16 protein-coding genes and 1 tRNA gene are annotated in these 15,105 nt (G+C 66.9%); 13 read left to right on the forward strand and 4 right to left on the reverse strand.

The features are described from left to right. Positions 1-58 precede the first annotated feature (58 nt). The 8 genes from QP045_RS05150 to QP045_RS05185 all read left to right on the forward strand — a co-directional run bounded on the left by QP045_RS05150 (position 59) and on the right by QP045_RS05185 (position 8,499). Positions 59-481: a Fur family transcriptional regulator gene (locus tag QP045_RS05150; protein WP_129343272.1), complete on the forward strand. Its 423-nt coding sequence runs from the start codon at positions 59-61 to the stop codon at positions 479-481. A 13-nt stretch (positions 482-494) separates the two neighbouring features. After that, positions 495-1,235, forward strand: a complete 741-nt coding sequence (locus QP045_RS05155) for a lysophospholipid acyltransferase family protein (RefSeq protein ID WP_422513897.1) — start codon at positions 495-497, stop codon at positions 1,233-1,235. A 10-nt stretch (positions 1,236-1,245) separates the two neighbouring features. After that, positions 1,246-2,571: a tRNA (N6-isopentenyl adenosine(37)-C2)-methylthiotransferase MiaB gene (gene miaB, locus QP045_RS05160; RefSeq protein WP_422513898.1), complete on the forward strand. Its 1,326-nt coding sequence runs from the start codon at positions 1,246-1,248 to the stop codon at positions 2,569-2,571. Between the two features lie 243 nt (positions 2,572-2,814). Further along, complete coding sequence (locus tag QP045_RS05165) at positions 2,815-3,816, forward strand: PhoH family protein (protein WP_422513899.1); 1,002 nt, start codon at positions 2,815-2,817, stop codon at positions 3,814-3,816. A 54-nt stretch (positions 3,817-3,870) separates the two neighbouring features. Then, on the forward strand, positions 3,871-4,383 hold the full coding sequence (ybeY, locus tag QP045_RS05170; RefSeq protein ID WP_422513900.1) for an rRNA maturation RNase YbeY: 513 nt from the start codon (positions 3,871-3,873) through the stop codon (positions 4,381-4,383). A 10-nt stretch (positions 4,384-4,393) separates the two neighbouring features. Then, the gene (locus QP045_RS05175) at positions 4,394-5,317 is read left to right on the forward strand and encodes a hemolysin family protein (RefSeq protein WP_422513901.1); all 924 of its coding nucleotides are present in this window, start codon (positions 4,394-4,396) and stop codon (positions 5,315-5,317) included. A gap of 138 nt (positions 5,318-5,455) precedes the next feature. Next, complete coding sequence (locus QP045_RS05180) at positions 5,456-6,997, forward strand: catalase (RefSeq protein ID WP_422513902.1); 1,542 nt, start codon at positions 5,456-5,458, stop codon at positions 6,995-6,997. 167 nt (positions 6,998-7,164) lie between these two features. Further along, positions 7,165-8,499, forward strand: a complete 1,335-nt coding sequence (locus QP045_RS05185; RefSeq protein WP_422513903.1) for a PQQ-dependent sugar dehydrogenase — start codon at positions 7,165-7,167, stop codon at positions 8,497-8,499. 64 nt (positions 8,500-8,563) lie between these two features. On the opposite strand, the gene QP045_RS05190 is transcribed toward QP045_RS05185, so the two are convergent. Genes QP045_RS05190 through QP045_RS05200 form a run of 3 tightly spaced genes read right to left on the reverse strand, consistent with a single transcriptional unit; the run spans position 8,564 to position 9,816 of the window. Then, entirely contained in the window at positions 8,564-9,019 is a 456-nt protein-coding gene (locus tag QP045_RS05190; RefSeq protein WP_422513904.1) for a hypothetical protein, read from the reverse strand. Between the two features lie 60 nt (positions 9,020-9,079). Further along, positions 9,080-9,382 carry a polyhydroxyalkanoic acid system family protein gene (locus tag QP045_RS05195; RefSeq protein ID WP_422513905.1) on the reverse strand — a complete coding sequence of 101 codons (303 nt, stop codon included), beginning with the start codon at positions 9,380-9,382 and terminating at the stop codon, positions 9,080-9,082. An 11-nt stretch (positions 9,383-9,393) separates the two neighbouring features. Next, positions 9,394-9,816 carry a VOC family protein gene (locus QP045_RS05200; RefSeq protein ID WP_422513906.1) on the reverse strand — a complete coding sequence of 141 codons (423 nt, stop codon included), beginning with the start codon at positions 9,814-9,816 and terminating at the stop codon, positions 9,394-9,396. A gap of 81 nt (positions 9,817-9,897) precedes the next feature. On the opposite strand from QP045_RS05200, the gene lnt reads away from it, so the two are divergent. From lnt to QP045_RS05225, 5 genes are all read left to right on the forward strand, one after another. After that, positions 9,898-11,436, forward strand: coding sequence for an apolipoprotein N-acyltransferase (gene lnt / locus QP045_RS05205; protein ID WP_422513907.1), 1,539 nt, complete (start codon positions 9,898-9,900; stop codon positions 11,434-11,436). Positions 11,437-11,506: 70 nt separating this feature from the next. Then, positions 11,507-12,691 carry a methionine adenosyltransferase gene (gene metK, locus QP045_RS05210; RefSeq protein WP_422513908.1) on the forward strand — a complete coding sequence of 395 codons (1,185 nt, stop codon included), beginning with the start codon at positions 11,507-11,509 and terminating at the stop codon, positions 12,689-12,691. 98 nt (positions 12,692-12,789) lie between these two features. Then, positions 12,790-13,896 (forward strand): hypothetical protein, encoded by a 1,107-nt coding sequence (locus tag QP045_RS05215; protein ID WP_422513909.1) that lies wholly within the window; start codon positions 12,790-12,792, stop codon positions 13,894-13,896. A gap of 104 nt (positions 13,897-14,000) precedes the next feature. Continuing rightward, positions 14,001-14,077 (forward strand) — tRNA-Arg (locus tag QP045_RS05220). A 58-nt stretch (positions 14,078-14,135) separates the two neighbouring features. Then, entirely contained in the window at positions 14,136-14,522 is a 387-nt protein-coding gene (locus QP045_RS05225; RefSeq protein ID WP_422513910.1) for an ester cyclase, read from the forward strand. Here QP045_RS05225 and QP045_RS05230 read toward each other — a convergent pair. Then, on the reverse strand, positions 14,447-15,103 hold the full coding sequence (locus tag QP045_RS05230) for a phosphatase PAP2 family protein (RefSeq protein WP_422513911.1): 657 nt from the start codon (positions 15,101-15,103) through the stop codon (positions 14,447-14,449). The two genes, QP045_RS05225 and QP045_RS05230, sit on opposite strands and share 76 nt — an antisense overlap. Positions 15,104-15,105: the final 2 nt, after the last annotated feature.

Here is a 15,105-nt window from a genome sequence, read left to right on the forward strand (position 1 = left end):
TCCCGAAGTGGGCGCCATCCGCTAGATAACCGGCTGCACTAAAGAACACGGAGAAGGAATGCCGCGCAGGATCGACCTCGAGGCGCTGTGCCAGGAAAAGGGGCTGCGCATCACCGAGCAGCGCCGCGTGATCGCGCGCGTGCTGTCGGAGGCAGAAGACCATCCGGACGTCGAAAAAGTCTATGAGCGGGCTTCCGCAATCGATCCCGGCATCTCGATCGCGACCGTCTATCGCACCGTCCGGTTGTTCGAAGAGGCCGGCATCCTCGACCGCCATGATTTCGGCGACGGACGCGCCCGGTACGAGCCTTCGCCCGAATCCCATCACGATCACCTGATCGACGTCGAGACCGGCAAGGTCATCGAATTCGTCGATCCCGAACTCGAGCTCCTGCAGAAGCAGATCGCCGAACGGCTGGGCTTCCGCCTCGTCGATCACCGCATGGAGCTCTATGGCGTCAGCCTCGAACGCAAGGGCTGATCTGGCGCCCGGCGTGTCGGGGTATTTTCGTCTCGCCGGACGGCTGACGGCGATCCTCGCCTGCCTCCTGGGGGCCCTGGCGCTGCACGGGATCTGGCGGCTGTTTCGCCGCCCCTCCCCGTGGCCGCCGCGATTCCTCGGCGCAGTGGCGTGGCTCGCCGGAGCCCGCATCCGCGTCGTCGGCCAGCCATTGAAGCAGAACGTCCTGCTGCTTGCCAATCACCAGAGCTGGCTCGACATCCTCGCCATCGCGGGCGCTTCCGGCAGCACCTTTGTGGCAAAGGGCGAACTCCGCACGGCGCCACTGGTCGGGTGGCTGTGCGGCCTCAACGACACGCTGTTCGTGGAGCGCGGGGACCGGCTCGGCGTCGCCGCCCAGGTCGAGGCACTGCGCAGCGCCCTTGGCGGACGCCCCGTCACCATTTTTCCGGAAGGCACCACGGGCGACGGCACGGCGCTGCTGCCGTTCAAGGCGTCGCTCCTCGCCGTCGCGGACCCGCCACCGCCGGGCCTGATGATCCAGCCGGTGCTGCTCGACTATGGCAGCGCCACCCCTGAGATCGGGTGGATCGGCGGGGAATCGGGGGCGAGCAACGCCATCCGCCTGGTGTCGCGCGCCGGCACTATCCCGCTGACGATCCGCTTTCTGGAGCCGTTCGATCCCGCCGGGCTCGGCCGCAAGGGCGTCGCTGCCGAGACGCGGCGGCGGATGGAGGCTGCCCAAGCTGGCAGCGCAGGCCAAAGCGGCGTATAGGCCCGCCCCCATGAGCACGCCTCCAAAAAGCTTCCACGTCAAATCCTTCGGCTGCCAGATGAACGCCTATGACGGCGAACGCATGGCCGAACTGATGGCCGCGCAGGGCATGACGGCGGCGAGCGACGCGGGTTCGGCCGACCTCGTCGTCCTCAACACCTGCCACATCCGCGAGCGCGCCACCGAGAAGGTCTATTCGGAGATCGGCCGCTTGCGCCGCGAGGATGGATCGCGCCCGATGGTGGCGGTTGCCGGCTGCGTCGCCCAGGCGGAAGGCGCCGAGATCGCGCGCCGTGCGAAGGTCGATGTCGTCGTGGGACCGCAGGCCTATCACAACTTGCCTGCACTCATCGCGGAAGCCGCCGGGGGACGTCTGGCAATCGACACCGACATGCCGCCGGCTTCCAAATTCGGTGCGCTGGCGCCGCGCCGCCGCTCGGGACCGACCGCGTTCCTCACCGTGCAGGAAGGCTGCGACAAATTCTGCACCTACTGCGTTGTGCCCTACACCCGCGGCGCCGAAGTCAGCCGCCCCTGGGGTCCGTTGCTCGACGAGGCGCGCGCGCTGGTGGACGCTGGCGCTCGGGAGATCACCCTGCTGGGCCAGAACGTCAACGCCTGGACCGGCGTGGACGAGGCAGGGCGTACGCAGGGGCTCGACGGCCTGATCCGCGCGCTTGACCGCCTGCCCGGCCTGGCGCGGATCCGCTACACCACCAGCCATCCCAACGACATGACCCAGGGGCTGATCGACGCGCACGGCGATATCGAGAAGCTGATGCCCTATCTCCACCTGCCGGTGCAGTCGGGCAGCGACCGGGTGCTGAAGGCGATGAACCGCAGCCACACGCGCGACAGCTATCTGCGCCTGCTGGACCGGGTTCGCGCGGTGCGGCCGGACATCGCGCTGTCGGGCGACTTCATCGTCGGCTTCCCGGGTGAGACCGACGAGGAGTTTTCAGACACGCTGCGGCTGGTCGACGCGGTCGGCTATTCGCAGGCGTTCAGCTTCAAATACAGCCCGCGTCCCGGCACGCCGGCGGCGGACTATGCCGGTGCCGTGCCCGCCGAGGTGATGGATGCGCGGCTTCAGCAGCTTCAGGCAGCACTGCTGCGTGATCAACAGGCGTTCAACGCCGCCGCTGTCGGCCGCCGCACCAGCGTGCTGATCGAACGGCGCGGCAAGCTGCCTGGGCAGATGCTGGGCAAGTCGCCCTGGCTGCAGTCGGTCCACCTGATCACCGACGCGCGCATGGGCGATCTGGTGGAGGTCGACCTGGTTGCCGCCGGGCCGGTATCACTTTCGGGCGTGGAACGCGTGTCCGAGGCCGCCTGAAACCCGCATCGCGGGCGCCGCGACAGGAAAAAGCCGGCGGTCTGGCGTTTGGCCGATCCGGGGCCATATTTCCCCTGTCGCGCGTCGTCCGGCTCTGCCACATTCGCGCGAGATGCAGTCCGGTCGCCCCCGCCCGCTCCGCTTGCGCGCAACCAATTCCCGGCTGCGCTCGTTCGTGCCGGTCGACGCCTGCACGATGGCCCCAGGTGATATTCCCGGCCGATTTCCGCACGAAAGGATCGCATGAGTCGCAAGCCTGCTCCCGCCCGTTCCGGGGATCGCAGCCGCGTCGAGGTCAGCTTCGACAAGCCGCAGATGCTGCCCCGCCTGTTCGGCGAGTTCGACAGCAACCTGCTCGCGTTGGAGGAGCGCCTGGGCGTCTATATCACGGCGCGCGGTGATCGCGTCGGGATCGAGGGTTCGGCCGAAGCCGTCGCCCATGCGCGCGAGGTGCTGCAGGAACTGCACCACCGCATCCTGCGTGGCGAGGAAATCGATCCGGGCCTGATCGATGCGGTCATCGCGATGGCGGACCAGCCGACGCTGGACGGCATCGTCCGTGCCGATGGCGGCGGTCCGGGCGCATCGATCATGATCCGGACCCGCAAGAAGACGATCGTGCCGCGCACCGCCGCGCAGGCATCGTACATGCGCCAGCTCATCGCGCACGACATCATCTTCGCACTGGGCCCGGCAGGAACCGGCAAGACCTATATCGCCGTGGCACAGGCGGTGGCGCAGCTCATCACCGGCAGCGTCCAGCGGCTCATCCTCTCCCGCCCCGCGGTCGAGGCGGGCGAGAAGCTGGGCTTCCTCCCGGGCGACATGAAGGAGAAGGTCGATCCCTATCTCCGTCCGCTCTACGACGCGCTCCACGATTGCCTGCCGGCCGAGCAGGTCGAGCGGCGGATCGCGAGTGGCGAGATCGAGATCGCGCCCATTGCCTTCATGCGCGGGCGCACGCTCGCCGACGCCTTCGTGATCCTGGACGAGGCGCAGAATACCACACCCGCGCAGATGAAGATGTTCCTCACCCGATTCGGCCAGAACAGCCGGATGGTGGTGTGCGGCGACCCCAACCAGACCGACCTTCCCGGCGGCGTGGGTGCCAGTGGCCTTGCCGATGCGACCATGCGCCTGGAAGGGGTCGAGGGCATCGCCTTTGCCCGCTTCGGCGCTGCCGACGTGGTCCGCCACCCGATCGTGGGGCGGATCGTCGAGGCCTATGAAGGGGTGGACGCTTGACCGCGCGCGCCGGGCGGCTACCCGTCCCCCCTCCCGTCAGCAAGAAGACGACCGATGCTTGATATAGCCGTGCAACGCGAGGGCGAGTGGCCCGCGGACATCGACTGGGAGGCGCTCGCCGCCCGTGCGGCCGACGCGGCGTTCGCGCGCACGCCCTATGCCGACTGGTCGAGCGACCCAGCCGTGATCGAAGTGGCGATCCGGCTCACCTCGGATGAGGAAGTGCATGGCCTCAACCGGCAGTATCGCGGCAAGGACAAGCCCACCAATGTGCTGTCCTTCCCCATGGTGCAGCCCGACCTGCTGGACACGGTGACGCAGAACTCCGACGACGGCGAGGTGCTGCTGGGCGACATCGTGCTCGCGCATGGCGTGTGCGAAGCGGAAGCCGCCGAGCGCGGGATTCCGGTCGTCGATCATGCGACCCATCTGATTGTCCACGGCTGCCTGCACCTGCTAGGCTATGACCATCAGGACGACGCCGAGGCGGAGGCAATGGAGGAGATCGAACGCCTCTCGCTCCGCCAGCTCGGCCTGCACGACCCCTATCACGTTCGCGAGGATTGACGAGACTTCGATGGCAGAAGGTTCCAGTAGCGCCGCCCCGGGGGGCGACAGTAGCCAGGCCGCCGGTGAGGGCGGCATATGGCGGGGCATCCGCGCCCTGCTGTTTGGCGAGGAACACAACGAGACGCTGCGCGGGCGGATCGAAGAAGTCATTACCGAGCATGAGGAGGAGGAGGCCCGGCCCGTAGCCGGCGACCTTTCCCCGATCGAGCGGCAGATGGTCCGCAACATTCTCCACTTCGGCGAGCGCGACGCCGGCGACATGGGGGTGCCCCGCGCGGACATCACCGCGGTGGAGGAATCCACGAGCTTCGCGGAGCTGGTGCGGATCTTCGCCGAGGCCGGCCATAGCCGCCTGCCCGTCTATCGCGAACGGCTCGACCACGTCATCGGCATGATCCACATCAAGGACGTGTTCGCGATCCTGGCGCGCGAGGATGCGCCGCCGGAGAGCATCACCGACCTGATGCGCCAGCCGCTCTATGTGCCCCAGTCCATGGGCACGCTCGACCTGCTCGCGCAGATGCGCTCGAGCCGGACCCATCTGGCGGTGGTGCTGGACGAATATTCCGGGACCGACGGGCTGATCACGATCGAGGACCTGATCGAGGAGATCGTCGGCGAAATCGAAGACGAGCACGACGAGACCCCGGCGGCGCTGCTGGTCCCGATCGAGGGCGGCGGCTGGGATGCCGATGCGCGCGCCGAGCTGGAGGACGCAGCCAAGCTGATCGACCCGCGCCTGGGCGAAGTGGAAGAGGATGTCGAAACCCTCGGCGGCCTCGCCTTCGTTCTTGCCGGCCATGTTCCCAAGCCCGGCGAGCGGCTCGAACATCCGAGCGGCTGGGTGCTGGAAATCGTCGATGGCGACGATCGCCGCGTCACCCGGCTGCGCCTGCACCCGCCCGTCGAGCAGGAGCTCGCGGAGGAATAACGCCTTCCGCGGCCATGGCGCGGCGCGCGTGAAAATCCCAGCTACATCGGTAATTTCGATCACCTTGGGCACTTCTATGCGTTTGAGTCATTCGATCCACTGCGGCACCAACGTGCCCACAGGATCAGGAGACGTGCCATGGCCGATGCCGAAAAGAAGCGCCCGACGCTTACCACCTCCGCCGGTGCGCCGGTTGGGGACAACCAGCATTCTCTGACGGTGGGCCGCTTCGGCCCGCTGCTGCTCCAAGATTATCAGCTGATCGAGAAGCTTTCGCACCAGAACCGCGAGCGCATCCCCGAGCGGGTCGTGCACGCCAAGGGCTGGGGCGCCTTCGGGACGCTCACCATCACGGGTGACATCACCAAATACACCAACGCCAAGGTGTTCTCGGAAATCGGCAAGCAGACCGACATGCTGCTTCGCTTCTCCACCGTGGCCGGCGAGCAGGGTGCGGCCGATGCCGAGCGTGACGTGCGCGGCTTCAGCTTCAAATTCTATACCGAGGAGGGCAATTGGGACCTCGTCGGTAACAACACGCCGGTGTTCTTCGTACGCGATCCGCGCAAGTTCCCCGACTTCATCCGCACGCAGAAGCGCCATCCGCGCACCAACATGCGGTCGCCGACCGCCATGTGGGACTTCTGGAGCCTTGAGCCCCAGTCCATGCACCAGCTGCTGATCCTCATGTCCGACCGTGGCCTGCCGCAGGGCCCGCAGTACATGAACGGCTATGGCAGCCACACCTATTCCTTCTGGAACGACGCGGGCGAGCGCTATTGGGTGAAGTTCCACTTCAAGACCCAGCAGGGCCACAAGTTCTACACGAACAAGGAAGCCAGCGAAGTCATCGCCAAGAGCCGGGAGAGCTTCCAGGAGGAACTCTACGGCACGATCCATCGCGGCGAGTTCCCGAAGTGGAAGATGTTCGTCCAGATCATGCCTGAGGATGATGTCCACAAGCACTGGTACAACCCGTTCGACCTTACCAAGGTATGGCCGCACAGCGACTATCCGCTGATCGAGGTCGGCGAGATCGAGCTGAACCGCAATCCGGAAAACTATTTCGCACAGATCGAACAGGCGGCGTTCAGCCCGTCGAACGTCGTGCGTGGGATCAGCTTCTCGCCGGACAAGATGCTGCAGGCGCGAATCTTTTCCTATGCGGATGCGCATCGGCACCGGCTCGGCACCCATTACGAGGCGCTTCCGGTCAACCGGCCCAAGGCCCCCGTCCACACCTACAACAAGGACGGCCTGCTCCGCTTCATGGAGGACAAGAACCAGGATTATCCGGACGCCTATTACGAGCCGAACTCCTTTGGCGGGCCGGTAGAGGACCCGCGCTACAAGGAGCCGCCGCTGAAGGTCGAGGGCGTCGCCTGGCACTGGGACCATAGCGAGGGCAATGACGATTTCCGCCAGCCGCGCGACCTGTGGAACCTGTTCGATGAAGGTCAGAAGGACCGGACGGCCAGCAACATTGCCGAGGCGATGCACGGCATCCCGCAGTTCATCATCGACCGCCAGATGGCGCACTTCGAGGCCGTCGACGCGAACCTGGCGGAACGCGTGCGCGAACGGCTCGCGACGATGAGCAAGTCCGAAGAGGACCGTGAGACGCAGAAGGACATGGACCGGATGGCGCTGGCCGATGCGGCCGAGGCTACTGCGAAATAATTGCGAGCTCCCGGGCGGCGGTCCCCCCGATCCCCGCCGCCCGAGGGTGACGCTGCCGCCGGCAACCGGCGCGACAGCGTGACCCGCGCCGCCGACGCATCCCCGGCCGTCGGCGGCGCCCCCTTTTTTCCGTTTGCGAGATTGCGGCGGCACCCTAATCCAGTGTCATGCGCAAACACCTGATCCGCCTAGCGGCCATTGCCCTTGTCCTGCTGATCGCCCTCGCATGGTGGCTGATGCGGCCGGACAAGGCCCGGCTGCCTGAAAACGCCGTCACCGGCGCCCAGCCGCAGTTGAGCCGCGCGCGCAAGCAGACCGTTCCGACCGTGAAGATCGCCAAGCCCGTGGGCTGGAGCGGCAACGCCATGCCGACGCCGGCGGAGGGCCTGCAGGTCCAGCCGTTCGCGCGCGGGCTCGATCACCCGCGCTGGCTCTATCGCCTGCCCAATGGCGACGTGCTGGTCGCCGAAAGCAATTCGCCTCCCCGCGAGGGCGGCGGGATCAAGGGCTGGTTCATGCGGCACTTCATGGGCCGCGCGGGAGCAGGCGTGCCCTCCGCGAATCGGATCACGCTGCTGCGCGACGCAAATGGTGACGGGGTGGCCGAGCAGCGATCGACCCTGCTCGAAGGCCTCAACTCGCCCTTCGGCATGGCCGTGACAGGCGACTGGCTCTATGTCGCGAATACCGACGCGCTGGTGCGTTTCCCGTTCCGCGTCGGCCAGACCCGGATCACGGCAGCACCCGAGAAGGTCGTGGACCTGCCGGCCGGCGGAAACCACTGGACGCGCAATGTCGTCGTGAACCCGGACAGCCCGACGCTGTTCGTCTCGGTGGGATCTGCCTCGAACATCGCCGAAAACGGCCTCGACGTCGAAAAGAACCGGGCCACGATCCTAGAGGTCGATCCGCTCGTGAAGAAGTTCCGCATCTACGCCAGCGGCCTTCGCAACGCCAACGGCATGGCGTTCGAACCGCGCACCGGCGCGCTGTGGACCGTCGTGAACGAGCGCGACATGATCGGCTCGGACATGCCGCCCGATTACCTCACCAAGGTGGAATTCGGCGGCTTCTACGGCTGGCCCTGGCATTACTGGGGCGGCTATGTCGACGACCGCGTCGAGCCGCAGCGGCCGGACCTGCGCGAATATACCGCCCGGCCCGACTATGCGATCGGCGCCCATACCGCCCCGCTCGGCCTTGCCTTTGCCGGCGACGCAAAGCTTGGACCGCGCTTCTCCAACGGTGCCTTCATCGGCCTGCACGGTTCGTGGAACCGCGTGCCGCCATCGGGCTACAAGGTCGTGTACGTCCCCTTCGGCGACAATGGCTTCCCGGTGAAGGGCGCGAAGCCCGTCGACGTGCTGACCGGCTTCCTCAACAAGGATGGTCAGGCACAGGGCAGGCCGGTGGGCGTCATCACCGATCGCAACGGGGGCCTGCTCGTCGCGGACGACGTCGGCAACGTGATCTGGCGGGTGAGCGAGGCACCTGCCCGCTGATCCAGCCGCGGGAGAGGGGCGGCAGGCGCCCTCTCCCCGCCCGGGCGGTGTCAGCCGCCCCTTCCTATCGGCCGGTGCGCTTGACCTCTGGCAAGGCCAGCAGCCGTTCGCGGGTGAGCTCGTTCCCACGCAGATGCCACACGCCGGCGATCGCGACCGGCTCCAGACCTGTTAGCGGCAACAGCACCTCACGATCCTCAGGCTCGGCGTCGATCTCGACAACCACACCGTTCACGTTGCCTTGCGCGTCGGTGGTGACGCGCTCGATCTCCGCGATCTTGACGTTGCCGGCCCCATAAAGGTCCGCGTCCTCCAGCTGCTCCGTGGTGAGGCCGAAGGCGGTGCCCCGCCCGGTCGCAGCCGGAATCGTCGGGGCGCTGCCGCTGGGCGGAGCCTGCACCACACCATTGTCTGCAATCTGCGTGCCCACGGGGAGCGCGACCTGGTTCTTTTCCGGTGAATCGTCGGCACATGCCGCCAGGGCCGATGCTGCCATCAGAACGAACAGCGGTGCTTTCATGTGCGCCCTCCTAACAATACGAAAACGGACGGGCAGGATCGCCCCCCCAATACGGTACGGTCACTTCAACAGCGCGGGGCCATCCTTTTGCAGCTTGCCCCGGATCTTGTCGGCGAACATACGCAGGAACGGCGGCAGATCGAGCTCTGCATGGACGCGATCCTCGAACAGCTCCAGCCGGCTTGCCACCTTCTGGCCCATCGCCTGGACGGTGAACGACAGGGAGTCGCCTTCCCAGTGCTGCTCGACCACGGTGCCGCCGGGGAACATGCCGGCGAGCTTACCCACGCCATTCTCGATCCGAGCGCGCGCGCCCTCGAGGCCGAGCTTGTGAGGAATGTCGACGGTAACGGGATCAGCCACGCATAGGTCCTTCAGGTTGCAAAGAGCATCGAATCATCGGCGAACGCCTTGAACTCCAAAGCGTTGCCGGACGGGTCACGAAAGAACATGGTCGCCTGCTCTCCCGGCTGGCCCGGAAAACGGATGTGCGGCGCGATGCCGAAGGGGACTCCCGCCGCCTCCACGCGGGCAGCGAGCGCTTTCCAGTCGGCCATGCGCAACACTACGCCAAAGTGCGGCACCGGCACCTGATGGCCATCGACCGCATTGCTGCTTGCCGGCGGGCGCGCGTCGGGGTCCAGATGCGCGACGATCTGATGGCCGCCCAGGTCGAAGTCGATCCAGTGGTCGCTGCTCCTCCCCTCGCCACAGCCCAGCACATCGCGGTAGAAGGCACGCGCCGCTGCCAGGTCGTGAACCGGAAAGGCGAGGTGAAAGGGACGAAGCTCGGCCATGTGGCCAGCCTAGCGGATCGCGACCGGCCGTACACGCGCGAACTGCTTGCCCGCGCCGCCAAACCGCACGATATCGCCCCCGTGCGTTTCCCTCCTGTCTTGCTCGTCCTTGTCGCCGGCGCGGTGTCCGCGCTAGGCTTTGCGCCGCTCCAATGGTGGCCGCTGACCCTCGCCGCCTTCGCGGTGTGGCTGCAGTGCGTGTACGCTGCACCGACCCTGAAGGCGGCGCTATGGCGTTCCTGGCTGTTCGGCGTCGCCCATTTCACGATCGGCAACAACTGGATCCAGCACGCTTTCGACTATCAGGACCGGATGCCGCCGGTGCTGGGCTATTTCGCGGTCGTCGGCCTGGCGCTCTATCTCGCCATCTACCCGATGCTCGCCGGGGGGCTCGCGTGGCGGCTGGGCCGCAGCGGAGAGCGGCCGGACGCGGGCTTCGTGCTCATCGCGGGCGCTGCCTGGATCGCTACGGAATGGCTGCGGGCGGTGATGTTCACCGGCTATGCCTGGAACCCGATCGGCGTCATCTGGCTGCCGGTGCCGGGCATTGCCCATCTGGCATCCTGGATCGGCACCTACGCGCTGTCGGGGCTCACGGTGGTTGCGGCAGGCGCGCTGTTGCTGGCCCTCCACCGGCGCTGGCCTTTGCCGGCCGGCATCGCGGTGGCGGGACTCGCCCTTGCGATCGGCTGGCCGATGCTGCGCGCGCCCGATCCGGTGTCGCCGCCGGGGGCGCCCAGGGTTCGCGTCGTCCAGCCCAACATCGGCCAGGAACATGTCGCGACGGATGGCTACGCCGCTGCCGTGTTCGACCGGCTGCTGCGGCTGAGCGGCAGTCCCGGCGACGCACCCCGGCTCGTGGTCTGGCCCGAGGGAACGCTCAACTATTACGTCGAGGACGGTTATCCGCGCCAATGGTACGACGCCAATCCGGCGCAGGTCCGCGCGATGATCGCAGCCCGGCTTGGCCCGCGCGACGCGGCGCTGGTCGGTGGCACCGCGCTGTTCTTCGATCGCGGCGGCCAGGTCGAAGGCGCCGGCAACTCGGTGTTCGCGGTTTTGCCGGACGGGCGTCTCGGCGGCCGGTACGACAAGGCGCACCTGGTGCCCTATGGCGAGTACCTGCCCATGCGCACCCTCCTCCAGCCGCTCGGTCTGTCGCGGCTGGTGATGGGGGACATCGACTTCGCGCCCGGCCCCGGCCCGCAGTCCGTCACCGTGCCCGGATTCGGCGCAGTCGGCATGCAGGTTTGCTATGAGATCATCTTCTCAGGCCAGGTGGTCGATCGCGCGAATCGCCCGCGCCTGCTGTTCAATCCGTCCAACGATGCCTGGTTCGGAGCCTGGGGACCGCCGCAGCACCTCGCACAGGCCCGGATGCGCGCGATCGAGGAGGGTTTGCCGATCCTGCGGTCCACCCCGACCGGTATTTCCGCGATCATCGCTGCCGATGGGCGGTTGCTCGCCACCGTGCCCCACGGACAGGCAGGCGCGATCGAACTCCCCCTGCCGCTCGCCTACCCGCCGACGCTGTTCGCGCGGTTCGGCAACCTAATCGCCGCGATTGTGGCGCTTTTCCTGGCAGGTGCGGCCGTTGCTATCCGCCGTCGCACCCGCTAGGAAGGATATAAGGAAAGCTTTATATCCCGGCATGGCAACGGCCGCGCTTTCCCGTAGAAAAGGGAAATCCATGCGTTCCAACTATCTCTTCACCTCCGAATCGGTTTCCGAGGGTCATCCCGACAAGGTCGCCGACCAGATTTCCGATGCCGTCGTCGACCTGTTCCTGTCGCGCGATCCCGTCGCCCGCGTCGCCTGCGAGACGATGGTCACTACCCAGCGCATCGTGCTGGCCGGCGAAGTACGCTGCGATCAGGACGTGTTCCCGACCCTCGACGAAATCGAGAAGGTCGCACGCGATACGGTGAAGAAGATCGGCTACGAACAGCACGGCTTCCACTGGCAGACCGCCGAGTTCGCCTGCCATCTCCACGGTCAGTCCGCGCACATCGCGCAGGGCGTCGACGAGAGCGGCAACAAGGACGAAGGCGCCGGTGACCAGGGCATCATGTTCGGCTTCGCCTGCGACGAGACGCCCGATCTGATGCCGGCGACGCTCTATTACTCGCACCGCATCCTCGAAAAAATGGCGCAGGACCGCCACGCCGACGTGGTCGATTTCCTCGAGCCGGACGCCAAGAGCCAGGTCACGCTTCGCTACGAGAACGGCCGCCCCACCGGCGCGACCGCGCTCGTCGTGTCGACCCAGCACAGCAAGGCATTGTCCAACGACGCCGGCCAGAAGCGGCTGCGCGACTATGTGATGACGGTGTTCGAGGAAGTGCTGCCGCAGGGCTGGCTCCCGGCCAACCAGTCGCAGATCTACGTCAACCCGACCGGCCTGTTCGAAATCGGCGGACCGGACGGCGACGCGGGCCTGACCGGCCGCAAGATCATCGTCGACACCTATGGTGGCGCCTCGCCGCACGGTGGCGGTGCCTTCTCGGGCAAGGACCCCACCAAGGTGGACCGTTCGGCCGCCTATATCAGCCGCTACCTCGCCAAGAACATCGTGGCGGCCGGGCTCGCCAAGCGCTGCACGATCCAGCTGAGCTACGCGATCGGCGTTGCCGAGCCGCTGTCGCTCTATGTCGACACGCACGGCACCGGCACCGTCGAGGAGTCGAAGATCGAGGCCGTGCTGCCCAAGCTCGTGCGCCTGACGCCCAAGGGCATCCGCACCCACCTGGGCATGAACAAGGCGATTTACCTGCCGACCGCCGCCTATGGCCACTTCGGCCGCAAGGCAGAGGGTGATTTCTTCACCTGGGAAAAGACTGACCTCGTCGACGCGCTCAAGGCTGAACTGGCCTGAGCCTTAAAGCCGGGGCGGCCGACGCGCCGCCCCGATTCTTTGCGCTTGTTCCCTACCCCGGCCGGTGTCAGCCTCACCGGAGATAAGGGGAAGAGGATATGAAGCGCCCTATTGCAGGCACGCTGGCGATTGCCGCAGCCGTATCGCTTTCGAGCCCGGCCGCTGCCCAGCGGGCGCACGAACTGAAGGTTTCGGCCGGCAAGCCGTACAAGCACAAACTCAGCAAACTCAGCTTCCCCGCCACGCTTGCGGGCGCCCCGCGCCTGCAGGTCCAGAGCATCGATCCGGACCTGCTCGACGTCTTCGCCCGCTATGAAACGGCCGATGGTGCCGAGTTCCTAACCCTCTACGTCTATCGGAGCGTAACCGGCGCGATTCCTGTCTGGTTCGACCGCTCTCAATGGGCGATCGAGAATCGCCCGGATGTGTACGGCACGCCCATGCTTGCAGTGGGCGCCCCGAGCTTTGTGCCGCCCGGCCAGCAGGCGGCAAGCGGGCTGATCGCCACCTACACGCTCAACAAGCCACCGTATCGCAGCACGGGCGTCGCGATCCTCCCATTCGGCGAGTGGCTGGTGAAGCTGCGCTACTCGTCGAAGACCCTGGAGGGCGCGAGCCTCGCTACCGCAATGCGCAAGGCGTTGGCAGAACTGGACTGGCCTCGCGGGGTCGCCGCGGCCCCTGCCGTCAGCCCCGTGGGGGACTGCCCGACGCCGCTGGCGCTATCCGGCGAGTCGAAGCCCGCCCCGGCGAACGGCGCCGCCGCATTGCTCACGGCGATCTTGGGCGCAGCCGCGGCAAATGTGCCCGCGGACAAAAGGCAGAAGACGGACCAGCCCCCGGTTACCTGGTGCCGCGATACGACGGTTCTGAAGGCAGGCGGCGTCTATCGCCCCGATGCCGCGGTTGACAGCTATCTCATCGCCCTGTCCGATGCCGGCCGTGGCATCTTCGTCGGCCCCGACACCGCAACGGGTCTACTTGGTGGGGCCGAGCCCTCGCCCCCCCGTTGGTCGGTGGCGCTCCGGGACCTCAACGCCGACACCTACTTCCCGGCTCAGGACCGGCTCCCTCCCCCATCCCAGGTGGTGGAACGCATCCTCAGCGGCCCTGCCGATTCGCGGATCAACACCTGGGGCAAGAAACGAAACATGACCGTGAGCGCCGGCGCGCTTGCGGACGACAGCGGCAGCGGGCGGAAATAGGAACGCCCGCCGTTTTCGGGCGGCCCGATCGAGAAAAAAGCGGGAAACCGGGGTCGAAGAGGCTTGCGCTCCCCCGCGTCGGCGGATAGTGGACCGCCTCCCAAGCGCCCGTAGCTCAGCTGGATAGAGCATCAGACTACGAATCTGAGGGTCGGACGTTCGAATCGTTCCGGGCGCACCATTCTCCCCCACTGGCGGATCGAGCCGCAACGAACCCTTGACGACGGGGTTCTCTGGGGGTGGCTATCGTCGATCTTCCCGCCCTCTACCGCGCCTACACCGCCTGCCTGAATGCGCAGGCGTGGGATGCGCTAGCCCGCTTCGTGGCGGCAGATGTGGTCCATAACGGGCGCACGCTGGGGTTCGCGGGCTACCGCAACCTGATCCGGGGCAATTACCGCGACATTCAGGATCTTCGGTTCGACGTCGCGCTGGTGACCGCCGACCCGCCGCACCTCGCAGCCCGCCTCCGCTTCGACTGCACGCCCAAGGCCAGCTTTCTCGGCCTGCCGGTCAACGGCAAGCGGGTGCAGTTCTTCGAACACGCTTTCTACCGGTTCGAAGGCGGCCGCATCGCGGAGGTCTGGTCCGTGATCGACAAGGCCGCGATCGAATCGCAGCTCTGATCGGTCTGCGCATCCGGGAATATCCACGCGACCGTCGCCTCGGCTACGGCGCCGATCAGCGCGCCGGCGGCAACGTCGATGGGAAAGTGCGCGCCGGTCGGAAGCTGGACGCCGCCCGACACGGCTGCCCCCAGATACGCCGGAACCCGCGCGCGGGGATATTCGCGGACGATCGCGCGGCTAACCGCCATTGCGCCCGCGGTGTGGCCTGAGGGAAAGCTGTTGTGCGGTCCCTCGTTGCGGTCACCCCGGGTCAGGCGATGGTCGCGCTCCGTGCTGAACAGCTTTGGCCGCGCGCGATCGACCTTGCTCTTGATGAGCGCCTTGATCGCGGTGGCGAGCAGGTGGCTCGCCAGCATGCGCGCACCGGTCCGAGCCAGCCGCCGGTCGCCGCGCAGTGCGCCGACCGCCGCAGTCGCCACCGACAGCGCAATCAGGGGCGGCTGATCTGCGAGCTCGCGTACGGCCTTTAGCCCGCGGGTCGCCTGATGATTGCGCCATTCGGCCGCGGCATGTCCTGCCTTGATATCGGCGCGCTCCACCTCGTGCGCCAGCGCCTTGCCCTTCCCGCCCGTAGTCATTC

The sequence above is a fragment of the Sphingomonas sp. 3-13AW genome (assembly GCF_049311085.1).
In the GTDB taxonomy this organism is placed as follows: Bacteria; Pseudomonadota; Alphaproteobacteria; order Sphingomonadales; family Sphingomonadaceae; genus Sphingomonas.

Excerpts from the sequence above, each read along its gene's own strand:
- QP045_RS05150 (WP_129343272.1), top strand. The coding sequence starts at position 59 with ATGCCGCGCAGGATCGACCTCGAGGCGCTGTGCCAGGAAAAGGGGCTG.
- miaB (WP_422513898.1), top strand. The coding sequence starts at position 1,246 with ATGAGCACGCCTCCAAAAAGCTTCCACGTCAAATCCTTCGGCTGCCAG.
- QP045_RS05165 (WP_422513899.1), top strand. The coding sequence starts at position 2,815 with ATGAGTCGCAAGCCTGCTCCCGCCCGTTCCGGGGATCGCAGCCGCGTC.
- ybeY (WP_422513900.1), top strand. The coding sequence starts at position 3,871 with ATGCTTGATATAGCCGTGCAACGCGAGGGCGAGTGGCCCGCGGACATC.
- QP045_RS05175 (WP_422513901.1), top strand. The coding sequence starts at position 4,394 with ATGGCAGAAGGTTCCAGTAGCGCCGCCCCGGGGGGCGACAGTAGCCAG.
- QP045_RS05180 (WP_422513902.1), top strand. The coding sequence starts at position 5,456 with ATGGCCGATGCCGAAAAGAAGCGCCCGACGCTTACCACCTCCGCCGGT.
- QP045_RS05185 (WP_422513903.1), top strand. The coding sequence starts at position 7,165 with ATGCGCAAACACCTGATCCGCCTAGCGGCCATTGCCCTTGTCCTGCTG.
- QP045_RS05190 (WP_422513904.1), bottom strand. The coding sequence starts at position 9,019 with ATGAAAGCACCGCTGTTCGTTCTGATGGCAGCATCGGCCCTGGCGGCA.
- QP045_RS05200 (WP_422513906.1), bottom strand. The coding sequence starts at position 9,816 with ATGGCCGAGCTTCGTCCCTTTCACCTCGCCTTTCCGGTTCACGACCTG.
- metK (WP_422513908.1), top strand. The coding sequence starts at position 11,507 with ATGCGTTCCAACTATCTCTTCACCTCCGAATCGGTTTCCGAGGGTCAT.
- QP045_RS05215 (WP_422513909.1), top strand. The coding sequence starts at position 12,790 with ATGAAGCGCCCTATTGCAGGCACGCTGGCGATTGCCGCAGCCGTATCG.
- QP045_RS05230 (WP_422513911.1), bottom strand. The coding sequence starts at position 15,103 with ATGACTACGGGCGGGAAGGGCAAGGCGCTGGCGCACGAGGTGGAGCGC.